Below are 24,076 nucleotides of genomic sequence, written 5' to 3' on the forward strand. Positions count from 1 at the left end.
TTTCCATAGCAAAATTTTTATTTTTCAAAAAAAGCAATCTTTGCTTTTTTTTGAGTATCGAATACCCTGGCCTCCTGACTTCTTATAAGAGCTGGTGGAGCTTAGCTATTGCATAAATACTTCGGAACGAGTATTTTGTTTTCCAAAATCTCTCCCGATCTATTTGTTCATGCCCGCTCACTTTTGGCCTTTCTAGGCAAAAGATGCAGTCACCCTTAGTAGGAAGCAAGTAAATTGGCTCTCAGGGGGGTTCCTATTTCAATCATAGAACAGGACTATTTACGAATGAAAAGTGAGCGTTTAAAAAAATTAGAATCAGAACTGCATGATCTTACTCAGTGGATGCAACTAGGCCTGGTTCCTAAAAAGGAAATCGAGCGGCATCAAGAAGAAATCCGTCTTTTAGAGAGCAAGATCTTAGAAGAAAAAGAGCGCTTACAACTCCTTAAAGAAAGTGGTGAAATCAAAGAGTATGTAACCCCAAGAAGAAGTCCAGCTAAAACTATTTATCCGGATGGTCCAAGCGTTTCGGATGTAGAATTCGTGGAATCCTCTGATACTGAAGTTGATCTTGATACCAGCGAGACTATCGAGATTGACCTAGGAGAGGAGGGAAGAGAGGATAGTGGACACGAGCTGGATTACTCTAACGATGATGATGAAGACCCCTTCAGCGATCGCAATCGCTGGCGTCGAGGGGGTATTATAGACCCTGATGCCAATGAATGGTAAGATTCCGTTAGCTCTGTACATACACATTCCTTTCTGTTCGAAGAAGTGTCACTACTGTAGTTTTTATACAATTCCCTACAAGGAGCAGCTCATCACCTCTTATTGTGAAGCGGTAATTAAGGAGGGGCAAAAAAAACTTGCCTCTCTACGTTCCTCTCATTATGTCGATACTGTGTTTTTTGGAGGAGGAACACCCTCCCTCGTCCCTCCCTCTCATATTCAAGATATCCTTATGGCATTAGAGGCCCATCTCGCAAGAGAGATCACTCTCGAAGCTAATCCCGAAAACCTTTCTCAAGACTACTTACGTGATCTAACCTTTACTGCGGTCAACCGCATTAGTATTGGCATACAAACATTCAATGACCCTTTGCTCAAGCTTCTTGGGCGCACTCATAATTCCTCCAAAGCCACAGAAGCTGTTTCGCTTTGTTCTCAGTATGGATTCTCAAATGTGTCCACAGACCTCATCTACGGTCTTCCTACACAATCTTTCAGCGATTTCATTACAGACCTTCACCAAGCTATTGCTCTTCCCATCCAACATATTTCGATCTATAACCTTACCGTAGATCCTCACACCTCATTTTATAAACACCGTAAACAAATCCTTCCTTCCATAGCTAATGATGACTCTTTAGCAAAAATGGCTCTAACAGCAGAAGAGCTTTTAGAAAGTGAGGGATTTTCCCGTTACGAGCTTGCTTCTTACGCAAAAAATCGAGCCGCTTCTCAACATAATTTATACTATTGGACAGATCAGCCTTTTTTAGGATTAGGTGTTTCAGCTTCACAATATCTCAACGGTATTCGGTCCAAAAATTTTTCCAGAATTTCCCATTATCTAAGAGCCGCGCATCAAAATCTACCAACCGTGGAATCTATGGAAGAGCTTCCTCCTAGCGAGCACATTAAAGAGGCTCTAGCTCTGCGTCTTCGTCTCTGTAAACCCATTCCTTTTGGCATTTTCCCCCAAGAACTTGTTAATGAGATTATCAACAATCCGTCCATACACTCTCTATTTACAACAGATCACCAGGCATTTTCATTAAATAGAGAAGGACGCCTTTTTCATGATTCTATTGCAGAAGAAATCATGGCCTCTTCTTTTTCATTTTAAAATAAAAAATTAATCGATATTAAAACCATTAAAACTAATCGATCAATTTTTAATTGAAAAATGAATAAAAAAGAACTAACTACTAAAAATAACACATCTACAATTTCCCAAAGGAATACTCCTGCTGATGCATTGCTAAGTGTAAGCTCACAGCAAATCTCTTCGTTCACTACGCTAAATTTTAACAACAAGGCTAAGTTAACGGGAGTCGCTAACCCAACTCGAGATACAGACGTCGTTCCACTTCAGTATCTGCAAATGTACTACCTGTCCAAAAATGATCCTAATCCAGGGTATCTTCCTATTCAAGGAGGGAACATGTTTGGAAACATTAACATGGCAGCGAATTCCATCTTCAACTTGAAACAACCTACTGAACCAATTTTACAGCTCCCCGAAGAATCTACGAAACCTAAAGATCCTCGAGAAGAAAAGGATTTCGCAGATAAAACAGCTGAAGAACAGGAACTGGCGCTAAAAGAATACGACACGGAACTCGCCGAGTATCAGAAGAAAATCGATGACTATAATGCAGCTTGGCAAACGTTCTACTCAGAGGCAGCGACAGTAGAATATGTCCAAGATATAGTCAAAAAAATCACTGAGAACCAAAAATTAGATACAACCTTAGCCTTTGTCGATGAAGTAGAAACAAAAATTGAATTAGCCTACAAAGCTCTTGGCATTAAAATAACCAAGAACCCTGATGCTCCGCAACCAATCGATATTGATGGAGTAATTCAAGGAGCAACAAGCTCAACCACTACAGACACTTCAAACGACAACACATCCTATGACAAGCTTCCGTCTATTATCAACGACTCCCCATTCGTACTGACGCAATCCAACAATACACTCAAAAACGATCTGAAAATGACAAATTCTCAGATTTCCAATATCAAGACGCCAGAAAATACTGAGAACGATTACGCAGCTAACGTCACATACCTAGAATCTAAACTTAAGCAGCCTAAGCGCGCTTTTGTTTCAAATTCCGTTCCTTTTAGTTCTACACCTATTTCAATAAATGGACACATTCCTTGGCTCAGTACAAATGGATCCAGTAACAATGAACCTAATTTCAAAACCTCTCTTGCCAGTAAGTGCTTTGAAACTACTGCAGACAACCTAAAAATAAAAACACCTGGGTTACTTGTTCTATCTGCGAGAGGAACCTGGTCAGGTAATAGTGGAACGAACTCAAATACCCTTTCCGTAAATCTAACAGTCACTCCAGATAGCTCTAGTGGCTCCGGTTCTACAGGAAGTACAACAACAGCATCTCTCTCTATCCCTTTAACACTCATCTCTGGGAACTCTATATTCTTGCAAATTCCCATTACAGATGTATCCAACATAAAAATGGCAACAACTTCTGGAGGAAGTGGTGGGTCATCTCAAATGCAATTATCGTCTTGGTCTTGGGAAGCATCGCTCTACCCAACAGATGTGCCTTCTACAACAACAACACCGACACCTCCTCCACCTGCTCCTTAAGGAGAGATGATGTATTGAACAGGCTAAGTAAAATCTTAGCCTTTATTTGAAAACACATAGAAAAAATCAAAGATTAAACAAAATAGCAAAAAACATATGGGCAATAAAAAAGATATCGTTTCTTCCTCTATCTGGAATCGTAATCAAGTGATTAAAAAAGTTTTATTGAATACTACTGAAACGGGAATCGAAACAACTCCAGGAATCATAGCAAATGGAAAAAAAATTACACAATTACAAGATCCCACAGATACCACAGATGCCGTTACACTAAAATACCTGAAAGATAACTACACTAAAGAAAACGATCCTAACCCAGGGTTTCTTCCTACGACAGGAGGAACAATGACTGGGGACATCAATATGCAAGGAAATACTATCACTGATCTTGTGATGTACACAAATGGTCAAAAAGACCCTGTTGATGATTCTGCCGTTACTATTGACTATGTGAACCAGCAAGCAACCGTCATTAAAACGAATGATAAAATTACACAAGTAGTCTCCAAATTATCTGATATCAACTCACAAGTGGGAACATTAGAAGAGCTATTAGGCATCACTGAAGGTGCTGAAGCCCAGACAAACGCCGAATTCTTAAAAACGAGTGGGGGCACGGTCTATGGTAATATCGACATGAGCGACAAAACCATATCCGATTTAGGAACACCAACAAACAAAGACACAAAAAGCGCCATCAATGTAGAGTTTGTGCAAGCCAAAATTACCTCTCCACAAATGGCTTTTTTAAAAAACAACGATAAGGAACTCTCAAACATTACTGTTTCAGAATACTTCGATTGGCTACAAAATCCCAATCCTACAGTTCCAGATCCTGCTCCATCCCCAACTCCTCCGAGTCCTCCCACAACACCCATCATTACATCCATTTATAAGTACGGAGCAGCTCCTTCAGGAAACACTGAAACTCCCTCATCAACTACAAGCACGAGCTCAGAGACAACATCACCAGCTACAACCAGCGACCCCATTTTACCAAACTCAACCTTCTCAGAAAAATCTCCTTTGTGGGATGAGTTTTTTTCTTTCTCAGAAAGTTCTCGATCAGAAATGATCATTCAAAAAACAGGCATTCTAACCTTTTTTATGCAAGGCACTTGGGAACATCCAAGCAACTCTCAACCATCATCTACAGACTCCATCTCCTTAGAACTTACGGTTAGCTCTCCAAGTTCTGTCACAACAACAACTACTGCTACGCCTGGTACACCATCTGCGACGAATCCAAAATCTAGTCTCCCTCAAAAACACTATATAGTATCATCTACTGCTACACAGCCTACACCTACTAAAGTAGATTCAGTGACTAGAACATTCTCTCTCGCTTCAGGACAATCTTGCACGCTACAAATTCCTATACAGGCAGAAAGATCCATATTAAAACTGAAGTACAATAACCCTAATAACAACACAGGAGGCAATACAGGATCTGTAACAACAACAACAACAACTACTACTACGTCTGGTACATCAGCTAGTGGCATAAACATACAACACATGATAGCAGCCACTGATTCATCAACTCAACCAACATCTGCAAATACAACAACAATACCTATCGGTATTACTCTGAAATCTTTCGCCTGGTCTTTAGTGTTGACCCCAGGAGAAACTACAAAAGAAACAACTACATCCTCACCAACACCTTAAAAAGCGTATAAATGGACAATAAAAATGTTAAGGGAGAGTTCCTCCCTTAACTAAGATTTAGTATCCAGCACCCATATAAGAAATTGCTACATAACTCTTAGAAGCTGTCGCGTCTGTTGTTGATCCTGCATCGCCAGTCGTTAATTTCAATTCTAGTGTATGTTCTGAAGAAGCCTTATCTCCTGGAACTAAGATATATGAGCTTCCTAATAAAGTTTGGCCTGAAGAGCCTACTATAGTAAATACCGTCTCTGAAGCATCGGGATCCTTAGGCGGTGATCCTGCCGGAGCCACAGGACTTGCTGCTGGTTGCGAGCCTGAACTTCTTGTTGTTGTAGTGGTTGTCTTTTCTTTAAGAATTCCTGTACAAGTGACAACGCCATTTTGTGAAGGAGTAACCTCATACGCAAATGTTACAAGATAGACCCCTCTTCGTAAAAGAGTATACGTACCGTTATCCTCATTGATGTAATTATCAGCATTACTAGATTCAACGAGATTTTGTGTACTTCCTCCTGGGGGAGTAGCAGGATTCTGAGATACTAAACAAGGGACCTCTTGTCCTGTCCAATCCGGGAATTGTGTTGTTGTACCTGATCCTTGCGAGCTTCCTGAGGAAGAATTATTTCCCTTCAAGCTATTCAATATGGTGTTTAGATCAGAAACCGTAACAATTTTCTGTAAATCATCTTTAGACGTAGCTGTCCCAACACTTACTACATCTCCTGTTTTCAGATTTTTTATCGTAGGTTCAGGTTCAGTAGGTAAGGCCCCCTGTTTTTGTTCAAGACGTAGTGGCCCTGTCATCGCGTTCTTAGCGCTTAACAACAACCACTTAGCATCTTTAGGCTTTTCAAATGTTACAGCAGGAGTCAGCCCAGTATTCTCTTTAGGACTACCAAGATCTTTGAGTAGCTGATCCATGCTGCCTTCTCCTGACCCGGCATACTTGGTAATCTTCTCGATTAAATCATTGAGGCGATCTCCATAATCCCCCAAGATATCTTTCACGATCCCAACAGAGGCTATATAATCGTTCCCGAGATAGCCTGATCCTCCCCAAGAATAAGGTAATCCAACTATAGTATTAGCATCTCCTTGGTTTGTGCCCATATCGATGTTCCCGACCATCATTCCTCCAGAAGTAGATAGAAATAGTCCTGCTATCGATTGAGATCCTTTCTGTAGATATCCATTTAATTGCGAGCGAACAATAACATCCTGGTCTTCAGTCCCTTCTCCAACCTGACGAACCTGTTGATTCTTGGCATCTAAATTGACGTAAACATTAGCAACCATGTCACCAACAGAAGGATTGCCTCCATTTTGTTGAGAAGTAGCGTATTCCAATAACAACATTTCAGTAACAGGAGTCCCAGGCTGCGTAGGCGGAACAGCAGCAATGACCTCTTTTTTATGATTTAGAGTTTTTTTATCCATGCCTCATCTTTTATTTAATTAATTTCAATTTTCTTTTAATTAGAAAAAATTAAATTAACAAACAAAACAAAGGATTACCTAAATTCAATTAAAAAGAAGCTATAAATAAAAAAATAGCCGGCACCCTCTTCAATCGTTCGCGGACTGCCTCTAGATCTGTTGCCTGATTCCAGCTAGCTATACTCCGTATCGAGACGTATTCCTGCTCTCCCATCAGATCAATGGCAACACAAAGCTCCCCATGAGCAGGCAGATGATCCAATAATGCTTCAAATGTGTATGGATTACGATAAGGAGTTTCTATACAGATGTGAGTATGCGCCTTCCCTAAACAACTACGTAAATAACGAGCTCTCTCCTTAGGATTCTGGGGAAGATAACCATGAAAAGAAAAATTTTGTCCCGGAAGCCCTGAAAGCATCAATGCTTGTGTAATCGAACATGGACCAGATACAGCACAGACCGGTATTTTTAATGATCGAGCCCGTCGAACTAACCTGGCCCCTGGATCCGCAATACACGGCAAGCCTGCATCGGAAATAAGCCCCCAAGCTTCCTGTTTTTTAACAATGGGCTCTAAATAAAAATCACAGGCCTTAACGGAAACATCGTTCTTGCTCATCACAGCGAGAGGGAATTTATGTGGCTCCGCTACCTTACATAGACTTAGGAATAGTCTCCCTCCTCGATCACTTTCTACTATCAATCCTTGAATTTTGCTCCGGACAATCTCCCCAACAGAAGCAGGAAGATCCTCTATTCTTTTGCTACCTAAGGTATTGGGAAGAAGATACAGCGTCATAGGAAAAATTCATTTTAAACATTGGCACGCCATCCATTTTAGAGAATGCTAATGAAAAAATACACAGAGAAACCATCAACTTAACAGTAGTCTATAGTCGCTCAACCATAGTTTCTAAAGAAAGAAGCGGATCTTGTAGATGATTCTTAATCAAACTTTCCGTATGGAAAAACACATTGAGCCCATTCAAAAGTGCCTGCTCCCCTGCGACAATAAAGATCTGCGCCTTTCGGTCCTTTGATCGTTCTGTGATTGCACGAAGCCCCAACAAATACTGACTTCGTAAAAAATTTAGAATCGCTAACGGATCTTCTCCTGAATCCGACACTAAAGATTGTATTAAAGTTTGTGCTGTCACACGATCTTTACGAAGGAGAAGATCTCGAAGCTTCCAGAGAGAAACAGATTCTTTTTTCTCTACAAATGCTTGGATATCAGAAGTTTCTACACATGTTTTGTCTCCAATTTGACAAACAAGCTTTTGAAATTCACTAAGTATTTCAAGTACCCCCGTCTGAGGAAACTTACTAACAAAAAGCTTAGCAACTCCTAAGGAGCAAGCGATTTGCATTTCTTTAGAGCGCTTCATGAGTAACTGTGCCATACGAGAGTCTCTTTCTGCAAAATACTCTCCAAAAAGAGATAAACAAAGAGCGTTAGATAACTTCTCTGAAAAAGAAGAAAAAAACTCGGCTTTATTAATGAAAAGGAAGAGAGAAAGAGTGGGATTCGGGTTCTTGGAATACCGGATTATAAATTCCTGTAAAGAAGCACTCATCTTCTCCGCTTGGTAGACACCTATAGTCTCCTCAGAGACAAACAACCCGAAATTATCTGTCCAAGACAAAAGTTCCTGTTGTATTAGGCGCTGTCCATCAACAAGGCGCCTCCCACCAGCAACATAAAGTTCTAAGAATATATCTTTATCCTCTATTGATGACGAACCGATCACAATTATCTTAAAACGCTTACTTTCAATGCGATGAACAAAATCTTTAATCGACTCAATATAAACGTTATTTTGACTGTTCTCCATAACCTTTTGCCGAAATTCCAATCTCCATTCTTGTTCCAAGATTCTATCTCTAGATGAAATTTCAACTAAGTGAATAAATAGAAAAACCGGGAAAAGGTGGTCCCTTATTCCCGGTCACTCGAGAAAACTAGCTATCTCTAATTTTATCTAGCAACAAGCTTCATTAACTGTTGACGCCAACTATGCGCTGTACGAGTGCGGTTGTGATGAGCTTTTCTTTTAGTTGTAGAAGCACAAACTTTTACACCAGAAGCAGCTGTACGTCCACAGGCTGCAGTATGTTTATGTTTTTTCATACAAACTCCAGCTTTTGCCGCGACGGCTGTTTTCTTAGTTGATGTTGTTCTTGAAACTGAAGGCTTACGAGTAGCTACAGTCTTCTTAGCTGCAACTTTTCTTACTGGAGCCTTTTTAGCTATTGTTGTCTTCTTAGCTGTAGGCTTACGAGTAGCTACAGTTTTGCGAGCTACAGTCTTCTTAGCTGTAACTTTTCTTACTGGAGCCTTTTTAGCTATTGTTATCTTCTTAGCTGTAAGCTTACGAGTAGCTACAGTTTTGCGAGCTACAGTCTTCTTAGCTGCAACTTTTCTTACTGGAGCCTTTTTAGCTGTTGTTGTCTTCTTAGCTGTAAGCTTACGTACTACAGTTTTGCGAGCTACAGTCTTCTTAGCTGCAACTTTTCTTACTGGAGCCTTTTTAGCTGTTGTTGTCTTCTTAGCTGTAGGCTTACGTACTACAGTTTTTCTTGCAGCAGTCTTTCTTGTGCTGCGTTTCTTTTGTACTCCCAACATGTTCATTCCCCTAATTAGACAGGTAACTACTACTTACTTGATCTATCGGCAGGAAGAATGAAAAACTTTAATAAAAAACGGTTAGTTTTTAATTTTTATAAAAAACTAACCGGAAAATCTTGTTTAATAAAAACTAGAAGGCAATTATTTAGATAAGAATTTCTCCATATAATGAACTAAACAACGTACACCAAACCCTGTTGCATACTTAGGATATGGAAGTTCTTCTTTTTCGTGATAAGCAGTACCTGCTATATCCAAATGCGCCCACGCTACGGATTTTTCCTCTAGAAAACGTTGTAAAAATAATGCCGCGGTAATCGACCCAGCACGATTACTCCCTATATTTTTCATATCAGCAATATCTGAATGGAGAGCTCGGTCATACTTCTCTACTAAGGGCATTCTCCAAAGAGCTTCTCCAGTCTCAGCTGCTGCTTCTGCAAGATCTCTAGCCAAAACGTCATTGTTCGCAAAAAATCCTGCGACGGATTCTCCTAAAGAGACAACCATAGCTCCTGTCAAAGTTGCAAAATCGATGATTCTCGTGGGATCACAATACTTCAAAGCGTAGGTAATTGCATCAGCCAAGATGAGTCGCCCTTCAGCATCCGTACTTCCTATTTCTACCGAGAGTCCGGACATTCCAACATACACATCCCCCATTTTGTAGGCAGCTGATCCAATTGCATTCTCTGTAGCAGGGATAATCCCGGTTACATTGATAGGGAGTTCTAAAGCCGCCAATGCGGAAAAGATCCCCAGAACTGTAGCAGCTCCTGCCATATCCTCCTTCATAGTGACCATCGCCTTACCAGGCTTCAAATCCAATCCTCCAGAATCAAATGTTACTCCTTTACCAATGAGTACCGTTCTATCTTTAGATTTAAGCTTGCCTTGGTAATTTAAAACGATAAAACGAGGTTCAACAGCAGCGCCTTTAGAAACAGCCGCTAACAACCCCATTTTCTCCTTCAATATGGCCTTCCTGTCAAGGACCGTGACATCGAGACTGGAAAACTCTTTAGCCAAGCCTCTAGCAACCGCAGCAAGCTTCTCTGGGGTTACCTCATCAGCATTGGTATTCACGAGATCTCTGGTTAAATAAACACCCTCGAACAGACTCTCTTCTTTTCTAAAGATCTTGTCGCCAATTTTAGGCACAATACCAATCACTGTGACTTTTTCTAAAAAAGGCAAAGAAGCGTCTACTTTATGATAGGTTGGATAATTGTAATTCAGAGAAAGGATCCCTGCAGAAAGATTGACTAAAAATTCTTCCACAGAAGAACGTAATTGCGAAACTGTAGGAAGTAAAACATTTACTGTTTTACATTTAGCCTTTCTTAACATTATGGTAACTTGAGCATAAGCATCCAAAATGGAGCTTCCAGAAACTTCCTCGATCTTCCCTAAACCAAGTAAAATGATTCTCTGTTCTTTTGTTTGAGAATTTCCAAAAAGAAAAGAGGTTTCTCCTTCTTTCCCTGAAAAATTTTGTAATGCGCTTTGATATACAAGCTTGTAGTCCTCATCAACAACTGCAGCCTCTTGAGCCTTATTGTTCTTTGTCCAGAAAGGAAGAACAAGGGCATCAGCCTTAGATCGTTTATCCCAACTTGCTTGAGAATAGAGTAACACCACAGTAACCTCTTTGTTGAATCGATTGAGTCAAAAATTATAAGCATCCATAGAATACGTTTTGCGATTCCCGTCTCAATCAGGAGGCCTGACCCGACATTCGCTGTAGAAGACAGGGCCAGAAAAGCAAAACGACAGCCTCCACCTCTACCTTACTCTGAATTCTGAGATGAAAAAAGGACTATAAGAAAGAGCCACCTTTTTAGCAAACATGCTCTGCAGCTTACTAAGCATCGATTTGTTGCTTTTTGCTACAACAGTAAACTCTCAAATTAATTTATAAAAACTTGGCGCAGAACAGGCCCAAATCGATAAGAAATATTTTCTCTTTCTTCTCAAAGAGGGCCCTAAAATTGTGATCAAAACTTAGGCTAGAAAGGAACATCTTCGCTAGCATATTGCTGGTCTTCCCCAAATCCAGCATACACTTCCTTATCAAAAGCCATTTCTGTATCCAAAGACTCTCCGTCAAATCCAATGGAAATATTATCATTGGATCGCTGACGTCCTTCATCCGAACCTCTTCCATCAGAGCGTGAATAACCAGAATTAAATTTCAACGTATCTACGCTTACAGAGATAGAAGCCTGAGGAGAACCATCTCTACCTACATAACTCTCTAAAGAAAGCTCGCCTGCAACAATAACTGAGGATCCCTTTTTCAAATAAGGGAGCATCTTGTCATAGCGATTGTTCCAGATATTGCATCTACACCATATTGTTTCGTCTTTAGATCCTACACGAGATTTCACACCTAAACGCAAAACAACAACCCGCTTCCCTCCAGAAGTCATTCTTTCTTCAGGATCGGCAGCCAGAAATCCCACCAAATATCCGAACAACATAAAAACCACCCTTATCTATATAACCCAAGAAAATACTCCACCTAGGAAGAAAGTTCCTTCAGAACCTTCCTATCTTCAGAGAAGAATGTACACTAGGATTGATTTTTTCGTGAACACAAGTATTCGCTATAGAGTATTGCGCAAAATAACCAAAAAAAATATCCTGTGACAATTGTCCCCTCGTTGCATCTACGGCTAGATTAAGCTTACGAAAACTAAAGGGTTTTTTAGAGAACGTACACTCAACATAATAGGCAGAACGAGGGGAACTAGCTTGCGCTTCTTTTTTTCTCGATGGCGAACAACTAGGGTTTGTCAGAAAACTGCGGGAGAAGATGTCGCACAAACCTCGGTGAGGCCTTGCCCAACGGTAAGTTACCTTGTCGCGGCCCTAATCATTTACTAACAAACCTGCTTATGTTAGGTTTAAAAAAAACAGTACGAAGGAGATTCCCTCATGTCCAGGCAGAATGCTGAGGAAAATCTAAAAAATTTTGCTAAAGAGCTTAAACTTCCCGACGTCGCTTTCGATCAGAATAATACGTGCATTTTGTTTGTTGATGGAGAGTTTTCTCTTCACCTAACCTACGAAGAACATTCTGATCGCCTCTATGTTTACGCACCTCTTCTTGACGGACTTCCAGACAATCCGCAAAGAAAGTTAGCTTTGTATGAAAAATTATTAGAAGGCTCTATGCTCGGAGGCCAAATGGCTGGTGGAGGGGTAGGAGTTGCTACAAAAGAACAGTTGATCTTGATGCACTGTGTTTTAGACATGAAGTATGCAGAGACCAACCTACTCAAAGCTTTTGCGCAACTTTTCATTGAAACCGTTGTGAAATGGCGCACTGTTTGTGCTGATATCAGCGCTGGACGGGAACCTACCGTTGATACTATGCCACAAATGCCTCAAGGAGGAAGTGGCGGTATTCAACCTCCTCCAGCAGGAATTCGCGCATAATTTTTGCTTACGTGTGACAAAAGGAAGAGTTTTCTCTCTTCCTTTTGTGTCAAAATTCTATTCTTTTTCTTTGCCTCGTCATTCTGATTTTTTGTTAACGCTTTAGTTTGCTATGGAGTCTTTCTCTGTTCATCCTACCTCCCCCCTCCCTCTTGGGGCTCACAAAATTTCCACGGATCGCTACCGTTTCTCTCTATTTTCTTCTCAGGCTCACCAAGTGATCCTAGTGTTATTAGACCCTTTTTCAAATATTCATGAGATTCCTCTTTCCCCAACGGATCACAGAACTGGAGCTATCTGGCATATTGAAATCTCTGGAATCTCTAGTGAGTGGTCCTATGCTTACAAATTACAGCAAGCAGATTCCAATTCTCAAAAATTCTCTACAGATGCCTATATTGCAGACCCATATTCTAAGAATATTTATTCTCCACAATTGTTTGGCTCCCCTAAACAAGCGAAAGATTATGCCTTCAGCTACCTAAAACAGGAGGATTTCGACTGGGAAGGAGACACTCCTTTGCATCTCTCAAAAGAAAATTATTTCATCTATGAGATGCATGTTCGATCCTTTACTCAAGATCCTTCTTCTCAAGCCTCTTATCCAGGGACTTTCCTGGGAATCATCGAAAAGATTGATCATCTTAAGCAATTGGGAGTCAATGCTGTTGAATTGCTTCCTATTTTTGAATTTGATGAGACGATTCACCCGTTCAAAAATAAGGATCTTCCTCATCTATGTAACTATTGGGGCTACTCTTCTGTTAACTTTTTTTGTCCCTCTCGCCGCTATACTTATGGAGCAGATCCTTGTGCTCCAGCCCGAGAATTCAAAACTTTAGTTAAAGCACTACACCGTGCTGGAATAGAAGTAATTTTAGATGTTGTTTTCAATCATACGGGATTTGAAGGAACGAGCTGTCCTCTCCCTTGGATAGATCTTGAATCTTACTACATGGTCAATGATCATGGAGATCTTCTAAATTTCTCAGGGTGTGGAAATACAGTAAATACAAATACTCCCACGGCTCTTAAATGGATTCTTGATGCCTTGCGCTATTGGGTACAGGAAATGCACGTGGATGGGTTCCGTTTCGATTTAGCTTCCGTCTTCTCCAGAAACTCACAAGGAGTTCCCCTTCCACTCACTCCTATTTTACAAGCGATATCGTCTGATTCTATTTTATCGGAAACCAAACTTATTGCCGAACCCTGGGATGCAGGAGGACTGTATCAGCTGGGTCATTTCCCTTCCATATCAACGAGATGGAGTGAATGGAATGGTTGTTATCGCGACCATGTAAAAGCGTTTCTTAATGGAGATGCTCATCAGGCCAGCTCGTTTGCCTCTCGTATAGCTGGCTCTCATGATATTTATCCAAAAGGAAAATCAGTCAACTCCATCAATTACATTTGCTCGCATGATGGATTCACTCTTTATGATACCGTATCTTATAATGATAAACACAATGAAGAGAACGGAGAACATAATCTTGATGGCACTTCTGCCAACTACAGCTATAATTTTGGCTGTGAAGGAGAAACTACAGATCCAGATATTTGCCTATTACGCGAACGGCAAATGAGAAATTTCTTTCTTGCTCTGTTTTTGTCACAAGGAATCCCTATGATAAAATCTGGGGATGAGTATGCACACACCGCTTATGGGAATAATAACCCCTGGTGCCTAGATACTAAGGTTAATCATTTTCTTTGGAATCGACTAACGGAAAAAAAAGAGCTGTTCTCTTTCTTGTGTCAGGTGATCGCCTTACGTAAGGAATATGCAGAGTTATTCAATACCAATTTTTTATCAGATGAGACCGTCATTTGGTTGAATGCAAAAGGCTCTCCTAGAGAATGGGCTCCAGATCACTATTTAGCTTTTGAATTGAAGCATCCTAATTACAGCTTATTCATAGCATTTCACAGCGGAAATAATCGCATCGAAGTCGCCTTACCTAAACTTAGACAAGAGCACTTGGCGTATGAGAAAATTGTTGATAGCACAACGGGCTTTTCCTCGCAGATCCTATCTCCTAAGTTCTCTCTTGAACCCTATAGCTCTCTAGTTGCTATCAGTAGAAAAAAGGGGGCTTGATTAAGTTGAAGAAGAAAGCCTCATTGCTTTGCACTTCAGGCAATCTTCCTGCAAAGCAATGAGCACTACTCACTAAGCGTTTTTACTATCGTCTTCCCAAGACTCGATGACTACCAGGTCTGCATCTTTGTAGAATTTTTCTAAAATTTGCCGAGCATTGTAACCTTCTATAGCTAAACGATCTACATTAGCTTGCAACAGATGATCCGCATTGAAAACTAGTCCTTCCGGATTATCTAAAACTAATCGGGATGTCCAGTCAACAGCTTCCTCTACTCCATAAAACTGTGATGTAACCCCAAATCCCCCATAACGATCTTCCTGAGCAGTTACATGCCAAAAACTATTAGCATTACCAGCTAAAAGACGCTCATATAAGGCAGTTCTCTCCAAAATAACACAAGCAGACAAAGCCTCTTTATCTAATTCTTTCAGATACTTCACTGAAAGAACGGATTTTAGGTAATCTTCTACAGCAAGTTCATTAACTACGAATAAACAGTTTCTCTCTGTTTTGTGAATATACACAGCACCTTTGTATTGAATACCATTAACAAACAACGATGCAGTACCATCAAGAGGTTCGATTTTTAAGCATTCAACATTTGGATAATTTTCACCCCAACGAATCCCTCCATATAAAGCATGAGCAGCACAACGTTGCCCTTGAGAGCAAACCTGTAAAAGCTCACCATCTCCAAATACTGAAAACGCTCCCTTAGCCTCAACTAAGGCAGTTGTACTTTCTCCGAGAAGTAGGACACGAATTTTTGGCTCTACGAGAATGGACTGTGACAAAGCATCTGATACCTTTACATCAGCATCGCCAACAACCCCAACACTACAAAAAACTCCCAGCAGCATGAGTAGATTCAACTTTTTCATTCTTTATTCTTCTCTCCAACTGTCTTTTGAGTCTCTATTCAGATGTTTATATGCTAAAGGAGTCGCTACTCTGCCTCTTGCAGTTCGCTGAACTAATCCTCTCAAAATCAAAAAAGGTTCATACATATCTTCCAGAGTTCTGACATCCTCTCCTACAGCCATAGCGAGGGTTTTCATCCCAACAGGGCCTCCCTGATAAAAATCAATCATCACAGAGAGGAGCTTAATGTCAATCTCATTTAACCCTAAGTTATCTATTAATAACATAGCTAAAGCTTTTTCTGCTACAGCACTATTAATACTATTCCCCTCCCGCATTTGAGCGAAGTCCCGTACCCATCGAAGCAGATTATTCGCTAAACGTGGAGTACCACGTGCTCTTTTAGCAATTTCTAGTAAAGTTTCTTTGCTCGCTTCTATATCCAGCAACTGCGCAGAACGAGAAAGAATAGCAACTAGATCCTCGTCATCATAGTAATCTACCCGTCCTGTGAAAACAAAACGTGTACGCAAAGGTTCGCTGAGCATTCCTGCTCGAGTAGTAGCTCCAACTAAAGTAAAAGGAGCTAAGTCAAGACGAACAGAACGAGCTCCAGGACCAGAATCCAAAGTAATGTCAACCTTAAAATCTTCCATCGCGGGATAAAGGTATTCTTCGGCAGCTTTACCCATACGATGAATCTCATCGATAAAAAAAACATCTCCTTCTTGTAATCCGGTCAACAGTCCTATGAGATCTGAAGGTTTAAGTAATTGAGGACCAGAAGCAATCACTAAGCCTTTCCCTATCGTACCAGCGATGATATGAGCTAATGAAGTCTTCCCTAAACCTGGAGGACCATAAAACAAACAGTGCCCAGGAACCTCATTCCTTTGAACAGCAGCTCGAAGGAATAAGTCCAATCGTTCTTTTAGCTGTTTTTGCCCACAAAACTCCGCTAGTTTTTTTGGCCTTAAAGAAAAATCAAACTTTTTATCTTGGTGTAAAACAGAAATTTTATGAGTCATACATTTATTCGTAGTAGTTAGTTGTTCGTTGGTAGAAAATGAAAAAGCTTATTTTGACATTCTCTAATCACTGAAGTCAAAAAATTCCTTTGCCCATTGTATAGAGCCCTTCCTCTATATAAAATACATTTAAAGAGAAAAAAACGCTTCATTAAGCTATTAAAACGTTGCGTCTTTTCATACAATTGCACATGCTGTAGTACTGAGAGTTTCATCTCTTTTTCTGGTAATAATCTTTTCCAAAGAGCATGGACATAAAAAAATAATCGAGAGAAGTTATGGGGATCAAAGAAGATAACTGGATTCGCAAAATGGCAATAGAAGAAGGTATGATAGAGCCTTTTGCTGACAGTCAAGTGAAGGTGCATCCAGAAACTGGAGAAAAACTGATTAGCTATGGTTTGTCCAGCTACGGATATGATTTACGTATATCTAGGGAATTCAAAGTTTTTACTAACGTATATAATTCACTCGTCGATCCAAAATGTTTTACTGAAGACACACTCATTTCAATAACAGACGATGTTTGTGTTATTCCTCCAAACTCTTTTGCCTTAGCTCGAAGCGTTGAATATTTCCGAATCCCCCGCAATGTCCTCACTGTTTGCATTGGGAAATCAACTTATGCGCGTTGTGGCCTTATCGTGAATGTTACTCCCTTTGAACCCGAATGGGAAGGATACGTTACTATTGAGATCTCTAATACTACTCCTCTTCCTGCAAAAGTTTATGCCAATGAAGGAATTGCTCAGGTTCTTTTCTTTGAAGGAGACTCTGCCTGTGACGTTTCTTATGCTGAACGGCAAGGGAAATATCAAAAACAACAAGGCATCACTATTCCTTTCGTATAAACTCTCCCTTCCTGTACTCACATAATGGGTAAAAAACGGATTTCCTGGTTCGGGTATATTGAAGAAATTGTCATTCGCTCTTGGTGGCTGATTCTTTATCTACTTGGAGGTGGCTTTGTATATGACAGAGCTATCTCCCAGTTATGCACCCAAGAGCTCAGGCTGCAACAGCGTGTTGCTCATTTAAAAGCTCGTTTAGAAGAAGCTTTAGATCAACAACAAGAATTTAGTACACATCTTGCTTCATGGGACAACCCCTCTGTCGTTGAATTAGCTTTGATTCGAAAGCTTGGCTTAGTTCCTAAAGGTTATGAGAAAATTTGCTTTCAGGATCCCTCTGTACCACAAAAAATTCCTGAAAATAAAAATCTCATTCGCAATTGATTGACTTTTTATTCCCTTCTCATGCACAATGCTGCTTTAATTGTTCCGGAGTAGCTCAGCGGTAGAGCAGTGGACTGTTAATCCATTGGTCGTTGGTTCGAACCCATCCTCCGGAGTCTTTCGTTCCTCTTGATGTTCCATCAGAAATTCTTTTTGCATAGCTTTGGGGTGTTGCGTCATATATCTTGAGTGAGAACTATTCCCTATTAATATTTTTGAGGGGGCTTAGTAAAATCTGTAACTCTTGGTTCTATACTTTGTTCGATGGAGAAAGATCGAGCTTTCCTGAACAGAAACTTTTTCTTATCCATCCTTAAGAGAATATTCCAAGGGGGCATACTTTCTAAGCAGCTTTATACCGACAGAGTAAAAAGCTAAGAGATCCTTATAACATTTTATTTTTCTTTTAAAGGATTGGTAGCGTTATGTACCCAATAGAAAGTCTCTCCGTTTCTTCTTGTAAAGATATCTTTTCTTTCATTACAGAACAGTTAAAAACTAAAGCTTTTATCATTTTTTCTATCCTACTTTCCCTAATGATAGGGTTCGTCACAGCATGTGGTTTCTTTTTAGCGGGGCCTCCTATTTTTATTGTCTCAGGGATCTGCTTCGCTTTACTAGTTTCTGTAGTTAGTTTTTTCGGATGTCGAGTACTGACTTTTTATGGAAAGCAGTATTTTCTTTCTTATACTAAGTCTATTCCTTCCCTCTCCCCTTCTCTAATAGATTTTTTAAAAACAGAGCCAAAAGGTATCTCGAGCTTATTCCCTCATCCCAATTTACAAAACTGTTTCCAAGGAGCTTGTCCTGAATACAAACAGTTTTTCTTCGAGAACCCAGATAAACTCTTATCCGCAGCCTTGATAGACTGGACGCCACAAATTGTTCCATCAGATTCACATAAAACGAGCACGGTGATCCTGAGAAATCCTTATCTTCCGTTCTCTATCACTCTCTCGACTTTGAACTTCGAGCTTCTTCATACCTATCTTGCAAAATCTAATGAGCTCACCTGCCAGTTAAGCTATGCACACCAACTGCCTCCAGGAAATCCTGTCGTGCGCCAAGGAAGAAAAGGAGTTTTCTTGCAATCCTGCAATGAGGGAGCCAGCGCCTTCTTTATTCCCATTCAAGAAACCCAAACTTCTTTGGATCAGGAAGAAAGTTTTAAAAGACTCTTTACATACTACGTTCAAATCATAGAGCACAGCTTATCAACGGGAGTTTTATTACTCGAACCTTTGAAAACTCCTCTACAAACCCCTAAAGCCAGAGCTTTGGAATTGTTAGCTCTCTTTTGTGCGCTAGAGCAGCTGCGCTACGCAACTATAGCTGAATATGAAAAACCATCTGCCTCTATACATACTCAGGGTTATGAAGAAGAAGAAGGACCGTCTCTTGCTCCTATATATCCTCTGGATTATAAAGACTTCTTTACTCTTTTCATGAAGAAACAGTGTTACACTCTTCCTTGCAACGTATCCAATATGAGAATCTTATCTCCTGAACGACCAGCTAGTGACACAGAATTAACAACAATTATTCTTTCTGGATTGGAAGAAAAAGATAAGTTGGGGTTGTTAGGACAAATCAAACCATTCCTATTTAATGCACAATATGCTGATCCTGAAGCTGTTGAAGCTATCTTAATACAGAATGTGCTCGACGACATTAGTTAACAACCGCCTGATCAAAGCTCGTCTGTATTCTTCGAGATTTAAAGAATGTGCGATAATTTGTTCTCGAGCACGCACCACATTTTCTTCTTGAAGAGAGCAAAAATCTGGCAGATATTCGATATGAGGCCCGGACAGAACAACGAGGCCCTTATCCAAACATCGAGAAACAATTGCTGCAGGTTTTCCTGGGAGATTCTCATAGCGTGCTTCTATACGTATTTCAGGAAAACGTTCAGCACATTCGAAATAGCAGCCTCCGTTAAACAATGAGAAGCTTCTACCAGGAAAATCTGCAAAAACCAACGGAACAGCCATAACCCCAGAGGAGCTCGTATAAGAAAATGCACTTTCATAGGCAGGACCGCTGGCTGCACCAGGGAAAAAGCCTAAATCTCGCTTAGCAACGAATAGAGAACCATTAGGCTCAAGAAAAGAAAATTGAGCGCAACCAAAATAGGCTCCTGCACAAATCCCTAGATAACGCCCTCCTTCTTTCACATAACTATCAATACGGGCGGTACCCAAACCATGTAATACATCATGATAAGGAACATCCGCGCCACCAGGAACAACTAGCAACTGGGTGGTCTCTTCCCAAAAAGGCTCGTGAATAAGAAACTGCCCATTCACACGGCACACTTCCATCCCAAAAGATTCAGAAACCTGTTTTAACCAACGAACTGTATGTCGCAGATAATAGGGAGAAACTCCTTTATCTGAGTAAACCAAGATGCGTTTCATACTCAGCCTCTATAACCAGTCGTCTTCCATTGTACCAAAAAAAAGCTTTGTCTGCCTCTCCCTGAGAGCAAAACTTATAACTGATAATAAACTCTTTTAAAATCTTTACTGAAAGCAATAAACAGCATTTCTTGCCCCTGTTTACGAAAAATCTTTATGAGAATATAATTCTTTTGATGGTCCCTTAGGGCTATACACTCCCTTAAAGAAGAGGAGAAAAAAAAGAAAAGAGAGGCCTTTTACCATCTCTTCTTGTCTTTGTCTAACCTTTCGTTCTCGCGAGTTCTCTATTCTTTAACAATGTCTTAGCAATACAATTTTTAAGCTGGAGAGCCTACAAAGCATGATGTCTTCCCCTAATCCCATGTTATCCTCTCGTAATACGCCTTTGGGTATCTTTTATAGCCTCTTGGCTTGTTTTTACTGGGGTATCGTTTTTGTTATTCCTAGTATGCTGGGGAACTTCCCAGATTTAGATATAGTACTGACTCGTTATTCCATTTTTGGAATCTGTTCACTCATTACGATTATTTATAAGCGTTCAAATATTTTCAAAACAGTTCCTTGCTCACTTTGGAAAACTAGCACATTGTGGGCCTTTCTCATTAATATTGTATATTATTTTGGTATTGCACAAGCTGTCCGCTACTCAGGATCTGCAGTAACTGTAATCATTGCGGGATTAGCTCCTATCGCGATTCTTTTTTATTCTAATATTAAGAAAAAAGTGCTCTCCTACCCTTTTCTCCTTAGTATGAGTAGCATCATTGTTGTTGGAATTATTTTGTCCAATATCTCTGAATTTCAATCGGAATCAAGCTCTTCGTTACTCCTTTACCTGTTCGGATTAGGGTGTGTCATTATTGCAACAAGCATTTGGGCGGGATATATCATATGTAACCACGATTTTCTGGAAAAATACCCTGAAATCTCTCCTGATACTTGGTGCCATATGCTAGGCATTAGCTCTCTTGTTATTTGCCTTCCATTGATTGCTTTAGGAGATCTATTTGGAATTACTCACGTCACGCGGGACTTTCTATTCCACACTCCTCTTTCAGAAAGATGGCTATTCATTCTTCTCTGCTCAGCAATGGGAATTTTTTCTTCCTCTAGAGCTATCTCTGCATGGAACAAGGCTTCTCTCCACCTGTCTACTGCCCTTCTAGGGGCTCTGCTTATCTTTGAACCGATCTTTGGGTGGATCCTATCTTATGTGTACAAACAAGAAGTTCCCTCTTTCCAAGAAGGTCTAGGATTCTCTCTAATGCTTGGAGCAAGCCTCTGCCTTCTTCTTGCTCAGAAAAAAGTAAACACACAAGACCCTGTCGCAGACACTTTAATAACCTCAGAATCTGAATCCAATTCATGCTAAATAAAAACTTTGGGGTAACTTTCACAAAAGCTTTTCTCAACATTATGAAGGTTACCTTTTAAAGTACTGCTAATGACCGCACAAACATTCTGAGAAAGGTTCATTTTTCCATGGACTTCTTTTGTGGGTAAATATAAAAGATACCGCTTGTAGCTTTATCGGAGTCTATAATACTGTCCGACACAGACTTAAGCCTTTCTAACATTCGAATATTTCCAAGAGAGTAAAAAAAATATGGGTTGCGAAGAGAAACTTTCCGGTATTTTGGAGCTTATCCTACCAGAAGACCCCCTATCTGATCAAACGGGGTATGCTTTTCTACGAGTCCCTTATAAAAATTCATTAGTTACTGTTTGTGGAAATATCCCCTCTTCGCTTTCTAAAATTGGAGCCCCCATCGATTTAACTGGGCACTGGAGTGTAGATGCTAGTGGAGCTTTAGTATTTCGCTTCCATTCGGCTAAAATCTACAGCCCTGATTCAGGAATCATAGCTTACCTAAATTCTCAAATTAAAGGAGTAGGTCCAAAGCTTGCCCAAAAAATCGTTACCACTTTTGGAGAAGAAACATTGACAGTTCTTGATTCATGTCCCTCTAAATTAGCTCAAGTAAATGGGATTTCTCTAGCTCGCTGTGAAGATTTCTCTAAGCAGCTCCAAGAACAAAAAGACTTACGCCGTTCACTGTTATTTCTGCAGAGACATGGGATCGCTATTCACTATGGCCTACGTCTATATAAAAAATACCAAACCCAGACTATTGATAAGGTCTGTCAAGATCCTTTTACCCTTGCTAAAGAAATGTACGGAGTAGGGTTTAAAACAGCAGATCTCATTGCTACATGTCTTGGAGTCCCTCTTAACTCTCCGAACCGGATCGTGGCAGGTATACAGTATTCCCTAGACGAACTCCAGGAAGAAGGCCATACCTGCTACCCTCTTCACGATTTTATTATCCTCGTTGAAAAACTTCTTAATGAGAATGCTCCTGAAAAAATTGTACATAAAGAAGAAATTCATACACAAATTCTCTTGCTCTCCAAGCAAAAAGCTGTCTATATCAAAGAGCTTGAAAACGATACCTACATTTGGTCTCGTCAGCTTTTTCTTGCTGAACAACAGATCGCTATAGATATAAGAAGACTTCTTTTCTCTTCTAAGCGCATACCGTCTATTAACACGCAAGAAGCAATTCTCGATGTTGAGCACCTTCTTGATTTGAAATTAGAAGAAAAACAAAAAGAAGCTCTTCATGCTAGTTCTTCCCAAAAGATACACATCATATCAGGAGGGCCAGGAACTGGAAAAAGTACAATCACACGAGCTATTTTATCTATCTTTGAAAAACTCTCTTCTCCTCAAAAAATCATTCTTGCTGCGCCTACAGGGAAAGCTGCAAAACGCATGACAGAAATCACTGGGAAACGCACGCAAACCATTCATTCGTTACTTCAGTATGATTTCAAAACTTTATCATTTCGAAAAAATCATGAAGCTCCCATTGATTGTGATCTTGTCATCGTCGATGAGTCAGGAATGATTGATACGATTCTTCTTCAAAGGTTCCTTGCCGCTCTACCAAACCATGCTATTCTCATTTTAATTGGAGATGTCCATCAGCTTCCTAGTGTGGGGCCTGGGAATGTCTTGAAAGATCTTATTCTTTCACATCATATTGAAGTGACCTACCTAACCAAAATCTTCCGGCAACTTCAGAATTCCAATATTATTACGAACGCACACAAAGTGAACCAAGGAGAATTCCCTGTTTTGAATAGCTCCTCGGGGAAAAAGGATTTTTTATTTTTTCAAAAAGAGAACCCAGAAGAAGCTGTCAAGCATATCATTTACCTTGTTTCTGATTTTGTCCCCAAAAAATTTGGTATCCTAGCAAAAGATATTCAAGTTCTCGCTCCAATGAAAAAGGGAGTTTTAGGAATCTTAAATCTTAATAAAGAATTAAAAGCTGCCCTTAATCCTAATAAACCCTTTATTCAAGGAAAGTTCCATTCTTTCTCTACTGGAGACCGCGTTATGCAAACGCGGAATAATTATAATAAGGAAGTTTTCAATGGAGATATCGGCTATGTTGCATCCATCGACCTTTCTACAAAAAGTTTAGTAGCGTGCGTCGATGGTCGTTATGTCTGCTACTCACAAACAGAACTCAATGATTTGACGCCAGCTTACGCCACTTCAATACATAAGTACCAAGGAAGTGAGACTTCTTGTGTTATTCTACCAATCCATACTTCACATTATGTGATGCTGTATAGAAATCTTCTTTATACCGCTATCACAAGAGGGAAAAAACTGGTCATTTTAGTTGGTACTAAGAAAGCTGTTGCTATTGCTGTACGAAATGATAAAGTCCAACATCGTTGCACTGGACTACAACAAGCCATGCACTCTCTTCTCACCTCAACTTCTCTTTGCTCTTCTTGCACAATTTGTTGACATATTTAGGGGGAAGACATCCCTTATATCTCAATAAGGTCATTCAACATCGTATGAGC

20 protein-coding genes and 1 tRNA gene are annotated in these 24,076 nt (G+C 40.1%); 12 read left to right on the forward strand and 9 right to left on the reverse strand.

What is annotated here, in order from left to right; genetic code table 11:
- Positions 1 to 285 precede the first annotated feature (285 nt).
- From IJ490_RS01245 to IJ490_RS01260, 4 genes are all read left to right on the forward strand, one after another.
- Positions 286 to 732 carry a hypothetical protein gene (locus IJ490_RS01245; protein ID WP_291892094.1) on the forward strand — a complete coding sequence of 149 codons (447 nt, stop codon included), beginning with the start codon at positions 286 to 288 and terminating at the stop codon, positions 730 to 732.
- Positions 722 to 1,852, forward strand: a complete 1,131-nt coding sequence (gene hemW, locus IJ490_RS01250) for a radical SAM family heme chaperone HemW (protein WP_291893081.1) — start codon at positions 722 to 724, stop codon at positions 1,850 to 1,852. Before IJ490_RS01245 ends, hemW begins: the two co-directional genes overlap by 11 nt.
- Positions 1,853 to 1,912: 60 nt before the next feature.
- Entirely contained in the window at positions 1,913 to 3,349 is a 1,437-nt protein-coding gene (locus IJ490_RS01255; RefSeq protein WP_291892097.1) for a hypothetical protein, read from the forward strand.
- Positions 3,350 to 3,445: 96 nt separating this feature from the next.
- Complete coding sequence (locus tag IJ490_RS01260) at positions 3,446 to 5,020, forward strand: hypothetical protein (protein ID WP_291892100.1); 1,575 nt, start codon at positions 3,446 to 3,448, stop codon at positions 5,018 to 5,020.
- A gap of 57 nt (positions 5,021 to 5,077) precedes the next feature.
- Here IJ490_RS01260 and IJ490_RS01265 read toward each other — a convergent pair whose 3' ends face one another.
- From IJ490_RS01265 to IJ490_RS01290, 6 genes are all read right to left on the reverse strand, one after another.
- Positions 5,078 to 6,460: a hypothetical protein gene (locus IJ490_RS01265; protein WP_291892102.1), complete on the reverse strand. Its 1,383-nt coding sequence runs from the start codon at positions 6,458 to 6,460 to the stop codon at positions 5,078 to 5,080.
- Between the two features lie 88 nt (positions 6,461 to 6,548).
- Positions 6,549 to 7,262 carry an SAM-dependent methyltransferase gene (locus tag IJ490_RS01270; protein WP_291892105.1) on the reverse strand — a complete coding sequence of 238 codons (714 nt, stop codon included), beginning with the start codon at positions 7,260 to 7,262 and terminating at the stop codon, positions 6,549 to 6,551.
- Between the two features lie 91 nt (positions 7,263 to 7,353).
- Entirely contained in the window at positions 7,354 to 8,298 is a 945-nt protein-coding gene (locus IJ490_RS01275) for a DNA polymerase III subunit delta (protein WP_291892108.1), read from the reverse strand.
- 143 nt (positions 8,299 to 8,441) lie between these two features.
- A complete protein-coding gene (gene hctB, locus IJ490_RS01280) occupies positions 8,442 to 9,089 on the reverse strand; it encodes a histone H1-like DNA-binding protein Hc2 (protein WP_291893084.1) in 648 nt (215 codons plus the stop codon).
- Positions 9,090 to 9,233: 144 nt separating this feature from the next.
- Entirely contained in the window at positions 9,234 to 10,733 is a 1,500-nt protein-coding gene (locus tag IJ490_RS01285) for a leucyl aminopeptidase (protein ID WP_291892111.1), read from the reverse strand.
- 368 nt (positions 10,734 to 11,101) lie between these two features.
- On the reverse strand, positions 11,102 to 11,575 hold the full coding sequence (locus tag IJ490_RS01290; RefSeq protein ID WP_291892114.1) for a single-stranded DNA-binding protein: 474 nt from the start codon (positions 11,573 to 11,575) through the stop codon (positions 11,102 to 11,104).
- 457 nt (positions 11,576 to 12,032) lie between these two features.
- On the opposite strand from IJ490_RS01290, the gene IJ490_RS01295 reads away from it, so the two are divergent.
- Together IJ490_RS01295 and IJ490_RS01300 are read left to right on the forward strand one after the other, a co-directional pair.
- The gene (locus IJ490_RS01295; protein WP_291892117.1) at positions 12,033 to 12,536 is read left to right on the forward strand and encodes a type III secretion chaperone Slc1; all 504 of its coding nucleotides are present in this window, start codon (positions 12,033 to 12,035) and stop codon (positions 12,534 to 12,536) included.
- Positions 12,537 to 12,648: 112 nt separating this feature from the next.
- Complete coding sequence (locus tag IJ490_RS01300) at positions 12,649 to 14,637, forward strand: glycogen-debranching protein (protein ID WP_291892121.1); 1,989 nt, start codon at positions 12,649 to 12,651, stop codon at positions 14,635 to 14,637.
- A gap of 72 nt (positions 14,638 to 14,709) precedes the next feature.
- On the opposite strand, the gene IJ490_RS01305 is transcribed toward IJ490_RS01300, so the two are convergent.
- Positions 14,710 to 15,522: a SpoIID/LytB domain-containing protein gene (locus tag IJ490_RS01305; RefSeq protein ID WP_291892124.1), complete on the reverse strand. Its 813-nt coding sequence runs from the start codon at positions 15,520 to 15,522 to the stop codon at positions 14,710 to 14,712.
- A gap of 3 nt (positions 15,523 to 15,525) precedes the next feature.
- Positions 15,526 to 16,530, reverse strand: coding sequence for a Holliday junction branch migration DNA helicase RuvB (ruvB, locus tag IJ490_RS01310; RefSeq protein ID WP_291892127.1), 1,005 nt, complete (start codon positions 16,528 to 16,530; stop codon positions 15,526 to 15,528).
- Positions 16,531 to 16,808: 278 nt separating this feature from the next.
- Here ruvB and dcd point away from each other — a divergent pair, with 278 nt between their 5' ends.
- The 4 genes from dcd (at position 16,809) to IJ490_RS01330 (ending at position 19,444) form a co-directional block, all read left to right on the forward strand.
- Positions 16,809 to 17,381, forward strand: coding sequence for a dCTP deaminase (gene dcd / locus IJ490_RS01315; RefSeq protein WP_291892130.1), 573 nt, complete (start codon positions 16,809 to 16,811; stop codon positions 17,379 to 17,381).
- Between the two features lie 24 nt (positions 17,382 to 17,405).
- A complete protein-coding gene (locus IJ490_RS01320; protein ID WP_291892133.1) occupies positions 17,406 to 17,765 on the forward strand; it encodes a hypothetical protein in 360 nt (119 codons plus the stop codon).
- Between the two features lie 44 nt (positions 17,766 to 17,809).
- A tRNA-Asn gene (locus IJ490_RS01325) sits at positions 17,810 to 17,881 on the forward strand.
- A gap of 309 nt (positions 17,882 to 18,190) precedes the next feature.
- Positions 18,191 to 19,444 (forward strand): hypothetical protein, encoded by a 1,254-nt coding sequence (locus IJ490_RS01330; RefSeq protein WP_291892136.1) that lies wholly within the window; start codon positions 18,191 to 18,193, stop codon positions 19,442 to 19,444.
- On the opposite strand, the gene IJ490_RS01335 is transcribed toward IJ490_RS01330, so the two are convergent.
- On the reverse strand, positions 19,412 to 20,185 hold the full coding sequence (locus tag IJ490_RS01335) for a BPL-N domain-containing protein (protein ID WP_291892139.1): 774 nt from the start codon (positions 20,183 to 20,185) through the stop codon (positions 19,412 to 19,414). The genes IJ490_RS01330 and IJ490_RS01335 overlap by 33 nt on opposite strands.
- 343 nt (positions 20,186 to 20,528) lie before the next feature.
- Between IJ490_RS01335 and IJ490_RS01340 the strand changes: the two genes are divergently transcribed.
- Positions 20,529 to 21,560 carry a DMT family transporter gene (locus IJ490_RS01340; protein WP_291892142.1) on the forward strand — a complete coding sequence of 344 codons (1,032 nt, stop codon included), beginning with the start codon at positions 20,529 to 20,531 and terminating at the stop codon, positions 21,558 to 21,560.
- A gap of 234 nt (positions 21,561 to 21,794) precedes the next feature.
- Positions 21,795 to 24,017, forward strand: coding sequence for an ATP-dependent RecD-like DNA helicase (locus tag IJ490_RS01345; RefSeq protein WP_291892145.1), 2,223 nt, complete (start codon positions 21,795 to 21,797; stop codon positions 24,015 to 24,017).
- The last annotated feature ends 59 nt before the right edge of the window (positions 24,018 to 24,076 follow it).

The sequence above is a fragment of the Chlamydia sp. genome (assembly GCF_017472245.1).
Classification (GTDB): Bacteria; Chlamydiota; Chlamydiia; order Chlamydiales; family Chlamydiaceae; genus Chlamydia.